The organism is Burkholderia sp. HAN2018 (genome assembly GCF_024704855.1).
GTDB classification, from domain to species: Bacteria; Pseudomonadota; Gammaproteobacteria; order Burkholderiales; family Burkholderiaceae; genus Burkholderia; species Burkholderia cepacia.
In genome coordinates this window covers 1-7,935 of sequence record NZ_QOBB01000285.1, presented here as the reverse complement: position 1 = coordinate 7,935, position 7,935 = coordinate 1, and the positions used below count along the sequence as shown (strand labels likewise).

Annotated in this window: 7 protein-coding genes; 3 read left to right on the top strand and 4 right to left on the bottom strand. The window is 69.5% G+C overall.

Features of this window, described 5'->3' with window-relative positions:
• Positions 1 to 742: hypothetical protein (locus DPV74_RS36750; RefSeq protein ID WP_119338972.1), on the top strand; the 742-nt coding region annotated here is incomplete at its 5' end.
• Positions 743 to 884: 142 nt separating this feature from the next.
• Positions 885 to 1,505: an HAD family hydrolase gene (locus DPV74_RS36745; protein WP_119338971.1), complete on the top strand. Its 621-nt coding sequence runs from the start codon at positions 885 to 887 to the stop codon at positions 1,503 to 1,505.
• Between the two features lie 23 nt (positions 1,506 to 1,528).
• On the opposite strand, the gene DPV74_RS36740 is transcribed toward DPV74_RS36745, so the two are convergent.
• Positions 1,529 to 2,638, bottom strand: coding sequence for a fatty acid desaturase (locus tag DPV74_RS36740; protein WP_119338970.1), 1,110 nt, complete (start codon positions 2,636 to 2,638; stop codon positions 1,529 to 1,531).
• 204 nt (positions 2,639 to 2,842) lie between these two features.
• On the opposite strand from DPV74_RS36740, the gene DPV74_RS36735 reads away from it, so the two are divergent.
• Positions 2,843 to 3,880, top strand: coding sequence for an AraC family transcriptional regulator (locus DPV74_RS36735; protein WP_119338969.1), 1,038 nt, complete (start codon positions 2,843 to 2,845; stop codon positions 3,878 to 3,880).
• A 61-nt stretch (positions 3,881 to 3,941) separates the two neighbouring features.
• On the opposite strand, the gene DPV74_RS36730 is transcribed toward DPV74_RS36735, so the two are convergent.
• The 3 genes from DPV74_RS36730 to DPV74_RS36720 form a co-directional block, all read right to left on the bottom strand.
• Positions 3,942 to 4,991: a beta-propeller fold lactonase family protein gene (locus DPV74_RS36730; protein WP_059693007.1), complete on the bottom strand. Its 1,050-nt coding sequence runs from the start codon at positions 4,989 to 4,991 to the stop codon at positions 3,942 to 3,944.
• Positions 4,978 to 6,345, bottom strand: coding sequence for an MFS transporter (locus tag DPV74_RS36725; protein ID WP_091925871.1), 1,368 nt, complete (start codon positions 6,343 to 6,345; stop codon positions 4,978 to 4,980). The genes DPV74_RS36730 and DPV74_RS36725 overlap by 14 nt, the downstream gene beginning before the upstream one ends.
• A 257-nt stretch (positions 6,346 to 6,602) precedes the next feature.
• Positions 6,603 to 7,790, bottom strand: coding sequence for a helix-turn-helix transcriptional regulator (locus tag DPV74_RS36720; RefSeq protein ID WP_119338968.1), 1,188 nt, complete (start codon positions 7,788 to 7,790; stop codon positions 6,603 to 6,605).
• Positions 7,791 to 7,935 lie beyond the last annotated feature (145 nt).

Sequence of the window (7,935 nt, the reverse complement as noted above, 5' to 3'; positions counted from 1 at the left end):
GCCGGCACCGCAGGCGCTCGACTTCGGGCCGGCGCCCGACAGGCCCGTGCGCACCGCGCCGGCCGAGGCGGTCGGCCGCGCGGTGTTCGCCGAATCGAACCATCCGCAGCTCGAAGCATGCTTCCGCGCCGCGCAGGCCAGCTTCCCGAATCTCTATCCCGACTACGCGCCGCGCATCGAGCGGCACATCCGGCAACTGGTGCCGCTGAAGCTCACGACGGTCGCGACGATCGGCGACGGCGCGCTGGAGACGGCAGGCAACCTCGTCGAAGCCGTCGCGGCCACCACGCGCGAATTCAACGAACTCGGCGCGGCCGACATGATGGCCGGCATGCTCGCGCAGGCGACGCGCAAGGCCGGCATGTTCGAACGCTGGTTCGGCGGGGCGGCGGGCCATGTCGACTACCGGGCGGCGCTCGGTGCGCTCAAGCAGTCGCTCGGCTTCTTTCCGCGCCGCACCGAGGAACTCGCCGCGAAGGTTCGCCATGCGGAAGAAAATCTCGTCGTCGTGCTCGCGGCGCTGAGCGCGGTGTCGGACGTCGTGCGCGCACCGGACGATGCGGGCATCGAGCGCACGCTGTTCGACCGCCGCAACATCGTCGGGCAGGCGGTGCAGCAGATCCGCATGCAACCCGCGCAATTGCGCGGGCTCGACGAGCGCGTGACCGATCTGCTGTCGCGCGCCGATCACCTGATGAACGTCGTGCTGCCGGCGGCGCTGGCGGCGCGGCCGCAGCGCTGAGCGAACGGCGCGAAGGGCACGGATGCGCGCGCCGTGGTGCGCGCATTCGCTGCGCGGGACACGCCGCGTCACGCCATTTCACGTGCACGGGCGCGAGTCTGCTATCTTCCCGGGCATCTCATTGCTTTCCCGCAGATTCTCCATGACCGACCGCATCGTTGCCGCATTCGATTTCGACGGCACCATCACGACGACCGACAGCTTTCGCCATTTCGTCCGCTATGCGGTCGGCACGCCGCGCTTCGCATGGGCCGGGCTGCGTGCGCTGCCGTGGATCGTCGCGATGAAGGCCGGGCTGCTGTCGCGTGGCGATGCGAAAGCGAAGTTCGCGTCGTTCGCGTTCGGGCCCGTGCGCGAGGACGCGCTCGATGCGCAGGCGTGTACGTTCGTCGACACCTACCTGCCGGGCCTCGTGCGTCCGGAAATGCTCGAACGCATTCGCGAGCACCGGGCACGCGGGCACGAAGTCGTGCTGGTGAGCGCGTCGCCGTCGCTGTACCTGGAGAAGTGGGCGAAGACGGCCGGCTTCGATGCGGTGCTCGCGACGCGGCTCGCGTTCGAGCGCGGCACGTTTGCCGGCCGGCTCGACGGCGAAAACTGCTGGGGGCCGCAGAAGGTCGTGCGGCTGCGCGGGTGGTGGGGCAGCCGGCCGCCGAAACAGCTGTTCGCGTACGGCGACAGCCGCGGCGACAAGGAAATGGCCGAGCTCGCGAACTGGTCGTGGATCCGCGGGCAGGGGCCGATGCCGCCGATCGGCGGCTGAGCCGGCGCGGCGCCGGTTTTACATCACGCGTCGCCTTGCGCGTGGCGAGCGCGGCGCGACGGTCGATACGGGCCCCAGCGATTCGCTCGCGCGAAGGTGCCGACGTCGTTGAAGCGCACGCCGACTTCACGCAGCGCCGCATGCGCGGTGCGCGCGGTCAGCTGGCGAATGTAGAACGGGTCACGCACCACGAAGTGATGGATCGCATGCGTGCTGCCGAAGTTGAAGCAGAACAGCTGGAACGGCAGCATCCACCACGGGTTGAGCACCTGCGTCTGCTGGATCACGTTGCGTGAATCGATATCGCCGAAGTAATGCATGTTCGAGCTGACGAAGTTGATGCAGAAGCTGCGCACGAAGTTCGGCCCGAGCCACACCACGGCCAGGAAATCGACGACGCTCATCGCGCGCGCGACGATGGCCGGCACCGTCACCGCGTAGCCGAACGCATGCAGCGCGAACAGGCCGGCGTGATAGACGATGAACGCATGCCACAGCACGTAATACACGTGACCGACCGGCATGTACGACGACACCTGCTCGACGCGCAACTGCATGCGTTCGGACGGGTCCTGCACCGGCTGCGCGGCCACGTACTGCTTCACCTTGCGGCGCATCGCGGCCGGCCGCAGCACGACGGCGAGCATGCCGTCGGCGATCATCAGCAGGCGCTTCACGCCCCAGCGCTCGCCGTTGGTGATGCCGAATTCCTCGAGATCCGATTCGCCGCCCGACACCTTGTGGTGATGCAGGTGCATGCGCCGCCGCGTCCACGGGTTGATCGTGCCGGGCCGCGTGAGCCAGCACAGCGCCATCATCAGGTGATAGGCCCACGGCGTCTTCTTGAAGTACATCAGGTGGATCAGGTCGTGCTCGAGCTCGTGGATCAGCGACGTGACGAACGCGGCGAGCGGCAGCGCGACGTACCACGCGATCGCCCCGCGCGCATACAGCCAGGCGATCGCGAGCATCGCGCTCACCGACACGGCCATCACGGTCGCGCCGACGAGGTTCTGGTTGTCGAGCAGCGGAAAGCGCGCGCGGATCGCGTCGCTCGCGGCGTTGACCTCGCGGCGGACGTACGCGACCTTGTCCGCGTCGTGGCGAAAGGCGGTTCGTGCGGGTTGGCTCATCGACCGGATTCCTGCGGAAAGAGTGGGGCGTTATGCCGATGTGACAAGCATAGGCGCGCACCGGGCCGCCCGCGAGGGCCGCGGGTGCCAATGGCGGTGTCATTTCGGGCCACGTTGGCCGGCCGGCGCGGCTAGAGTCTCGCCCCGGTGTCATTGCGGGCCAGCGGCGCTACAATCCGCCGAAACCGCTCCGGAGTCCTCCGCATGGCCCTGTCCGTCCCGGATGCCGCGCGCCAGTTGAACAAGGCGACGGTGTCGTCCGCGTATGCGCTGTTCATGCTGATGCTGGCCGAGGAGCGTGGTATCGACGGCGGCCGCATTCTCGCGGGCTCGGGTGTCGAGCGCGACCGGCTCGCGCAGCCCGATGCGCGCATCACGCCGCTGCAACAGGCGGTGATCGTGTTCAACCTGCTCGACGCGACGGACGATCCGTCGATCGCGATCGAGATCGGCCTGCGCAGCAGCCTGACGAAAGCGGGACTGATCGGCTTCGGGCTGATGAGCTGCGCGACGCTCGGCGAGGCGATCTCGCTCGGCATCCGCTACCTGCCGACGCGCGTGCCGTTCTTCTCGGTGCGGCTCGCGCGGCTCGACGGGACCGTCGACATCGACGTGCTCGAAGCGTTTCCGCTCGGCCGGCTGCGGCAGTTCGCGGTCGAGAACTTCCTGGTCGAGACGGCGATCCTGTTCAATTCGCTGCTGTATCCGGTGCCGGGACGCACGCTGCAGTCGCGCGCCGAACTCCATTTCGAATGGCCCGAGCCGCCGTGGTTCGAGCATTATCGCGCGCGGCTGCCGCGCTGCCATTTCGACGCGAGCGCGAACCGCATCCGTTGCGATGCCGCGCTGCTCGACGAACCGATCGGCACCGCGAACGCGCACACCGCGCAGATGATCGTGCAGCAGTGCGAGGCCGAACTCGCGCGGCTCGGGTATGCGGAAAGCATCGTCGAGCGCGTGCGCAACCTGCTGATCTGCGGCGAGGGCGGCTATCCGGCGGTCGACGACGTCGCGCGCGAGCTGCATGTATCGGCGCGTACGCTCAAGCGCAAGCTCGCCGAATACGGTGCGACCTATTCGGCGCTGCTCGACGAGATCCGGTTGCGCGACGCGCTGCGGCTGCTCGAGGGGACGCGGCTGCCGGTGGACGAGATCGCCGCGCGCGTCGGTTATACGGATCGCGCGAACTTCACGCGTGCGTTCAAGCGCTGGACAGGGGTTGCGCCGAGCGAGCGGCGCTGAACGCGGGCATGCGCCGGCCCGCGTGGCGGGCCTGCCGGTTCATGCTCCACGTATCCCTTCTTCAGACGATCGCGACCCAGTTCGCGCCGCGCCCGCCCGGCACACGTGCGTGCGGCGACAGCGCGCCATCGTCCTGCGAGATTGCATACACCGACACGTATTCCGACTGTTCGCCGCACGCGACGAGCCAGCGCCCCGACGGGTCGATCGCGAACCCGCGCGGCTGCGTCTCGGTGGCCGTTGCATGCGCGGGCTCGAACGTGCCGTCTGCGGTGCGGCGATAACAGAGCAGGCGGCTCGACGTGCGTTCGCTGACGTAGGCGAAACGCTCGTCGGGGCTCAGGTGCAGGTCGGCGGCCCAGACGGAGGGCTCGGCGGGCGCGGGCGGCCGCGCATGGCCCGGCGCGAGTTCGGCGACGGCCGGATGGCGCGCACTCACGTGCGCATCGCCGAGCCGGCCGGTATCGGGGTCGCGCGCGAACGTGGCGAGCGTGGCCTGGAATTCGCTGACGACGACGAGCGCTCGGCCGTCGCGCGCGAACTGCAGGTGGCGCGGGCCGAACCCGGCCGGCACGCGCGTTTCGCCGTGTTCGAGCGCGCGCAGGCCGGCCGCGTCCTCGACCAGCGCGAAGCTGAACACGCGATCCGAGCCGAGCGAGCTGACATAGGCGAAACGGTTGTCCGGCGACACGATCACCGAGTGCGCGTTCGCGATGCCGCCCACGACCTGCAGCGGCGTGCCGTCGCCGTCGCGCACGCGCGCGGCGTCGTAGAGGCTCAGCGAATTTCCGCCGTACGACGCGCCGAGCAGCCAGCGGCCGTCGCGGTCGAGCGACAGGTACGCATGGCTCGCGTCGATCGCGGTCGCGCCGATGCGCACGAGCGCGCCGGTGGCCGGCACAACGCGGAACGCGACGATCGTCGGCTGTTCGCCGCGCGTCGCGACGTAGAGCCGCGCGCGGTCGGCCTGAACGGCGATCGGCATCGCGACGTCGGCTGCGGGATAGCGGGCGAGCGGCGCGAGCGTGCCGTCGGCCGCGAGGGAAAACGTGGCGAGGTCGGCGTCGGCGGCGTTCGAGACGACGACGGTCAGGCGGTCAGTGTTCGGCATGGCGGAGCATCGATGCGTTCGTCAGGGCGGTGTCGGCCGGCAGGCCGCGCGGCGGATCGCTGCGCCGGTGCGTGCGCGCGAACAGCGCGGCCACGGCGGCGACGAGCGAAGCGATCGCGAGCGCATACAGCCCGCCCGTGATCGAACCCGTATGTTGCTTCAGATAGCCGAAGGCCGTCGGCGCGACGAAGCCGCCAAGGTTGCCGACCGAGTTGATCAGCGCGATCACGGCCGCGGCCACGCGCGTGTCGAGATAACCCTGCGGGATCGGCCAGAACAGCGACGCCGCGGCCTTGAAGCCGAGCGCGGCGAAGCAGATCGACGCGAACGACCAGGCCGGATCGTGCGACGTCGACGCGAACAGCCCGCACGCGGCGAGCACGAGCGCGAACGCGAGCCAGCGCTGCGGATGCTTCCATTTCGACGACAGCACCGCGAAGCCGTACATCGCGCCGATCGCGATCATCCACGGAATCGTGTTGTACAGGCCGACCTGGAAATCGGTGAGGCCGCCCATCTTGCGGATGATCGTCGGCAGCCAGAACGTGGCCGCGTAGATCGTCAGCTGGATCGAGAAATACAGGAAGCAGAACAGCATGATCTGCGGATCGCGCAGCAGCGCGGTGGCGCGCACCGGCACGTTCGAGCGGACGTCGCGCGCCGCGCGTTCCTCGTCGAGCGCGTTCTGCAGTGCCGTGCGTTCCTCGGCGGTGAGCCACGTCGCGTCGCGGATGTGCGATTTCAGCAGCAGCCAGCTCGCACCGCACAGCGCGACGGAGAACAGCCCTTCGATCAGGAACATCCACTGCCAGCCTTCGAGGCCGAAGCCGCGGATCGACAGCAGCGCACCGGTGACGGGCCCGGACAGCACCGACGCGAATGCGGAGCCGCCGAGGAAGATCGCCATCGCCTTGCCGCGTTCCTGCGGCGGCAGCCATTGCGACAGGTACAGCACGACGCCGGGGAAGAAACCGGCCTCGGCCGCGCCGAGCAGGAAGCGCAGGGCATAGAACGACGTGTCGTTCCACACGAACGCCATCGCGGCCGCGACGATGCCCCACGTCGCCATGATCCGCGCGAGCCACACGCGGGCGCCGTAGCGCTGCATCAGCAGGTTCGACGGCACCTCGAACAGCGCATAGCCGACGAAGAACAACCCGGCACCGAGGCCGTACGCGGCCGCGCCGATGCCGATCGACGCTTCGAGATGGCGGTCGACGAAGCCGACGTTCACGCGGTCGATGTAGTTCGCGATGAACATGATCAGCACGAGCGGCAGCACATGCCACTTCACTTTCGAGACGGCGGACGCGAGTGGGTCGCGTCCGGGCAGGGCGGGCGAGGGCGGGTTCAAGCGTGTCTCCGGTCGGGCGGGGCTGGGTAGTATGTCGTCGTATGACATGGTACGCCTGAGTGCCGATGGAGACGTCGCGGGTTTACCCGGGAATTACCCGAATATTGAGGAATTTCATGAGATTCATCGGGTGGCCGTCAATGTCTGATGACATATGACATGAAACGAGTGTGTACCCATCGCCGGGATACCCGGCGGCGATCCGCGCGCGTGGTGCATCCCCCGGGCAACCCGTCCGGCGGCTGCCCTCGCGGCCGCTACGCCATCGACACGACGCTGTTGAGCAGCGTCTTCACGAGCACGGCCTGCCGCGTCGCGCCCGTTTTCGCGAAGATGCCGCGCAGGTGCGCGCGTGCGGTGTTCTTCGTGATGCCGGTCGCGGCGGCGGCCTCGTCGAGCGTCAGCCCGTCGACGAGCAGCAGCGCGATTTCGGTTTCCATCGGCGTGAGCCGGAACAGCCGGTGCAGCATGTCGCGCGACGTCTGCGGCGACGACACGGGATCGCGCACGAACACCGCGACGGCCGGCCGGTGCCGGCGGTCCTCGGCGCCGCGGTAGGGCGCGAGCGGGCGCAGCAGCACGCTCAACGGCATCGCGCCGCCGGGGCGCGACAGCGTGGTGGCTTCGATGCGGGCGAGCGCGCCCGCGCGGAAATGCTCGAGCGCGGCCTGCAATGCCTTCTGCAGCCGGCGCTCGTCGAGCGGGCACGAGGCGTGGAGCCGCTCGTGGCGCACGCACAGCCCGTCCTGCTGCTCGATCAGCCGCTCGGCGATGCGGTTGCGCTTGATCACGCGGCCGTCCTCGTCGACGATCGCGGTGCCGACATCGAGCCGGTCGACGGTGCCCGCGTACAGCGCGCGTTCGGCGTCGAGCACGTCGAACGCCGCGTGCAGCTCGACTGCCCGCTGCAGGTGCGGCAGCAGCGTCGCGACCTGCGCGCGTTCGGCCGCGTCGAAGTCCCGCCCGCCGTGCGCGCGGCTCACGAAGAACGCGCATTCGACGCCGCGTTCGCCGCGCAGGTTCGCGCCGAGGATGTAGCGCAGGTCGAGCGGCTGCAGGTACTGCCGGTAGAAATCGTGCGCGCGCCACGCGGTTTCGCCGAACAGCCGGTCGGCCGTGAAGACCTGGCCGGGCGGCTGATCGAGAAACGGGCACAGCGCATAGAACTGCTCGCTGTACGACGGCTCGCCGGGCAGCAGCGGGCCGTGCGCCGACGCGTTGATGATGAGCCCGTGCCGCGTGCCGCCCGGGTTGCGCAGCACCAGTGTCGTGAAGCGCGCGTCGAGCCGCACGCGGACCGCTTCGAGGAAGCCTGCCCACGGGGTCGCTTCCGACGGGCCCTGGTAGACGAGCCCGAGCCACGCGCTGAGTTCGCGCGCCGTCCACGCCGCGTCGTCGAAGCCGTCGTGCGCGGCCGGATCGCCGGATGCCAGCGCGATGGGCATGCTCGTGTTCTCCTGGATCGGGGTGAAGGGTTCCCGAGCCAGCATACCGGCCGCCCGGCGGCCCGCGTCATCCGAACGGAGGAGGCGGCGCGCCCGGGCCGACCGGCGGGCAACCGCCGGGCTGCCCGCCTGCGGCGCCTACGCC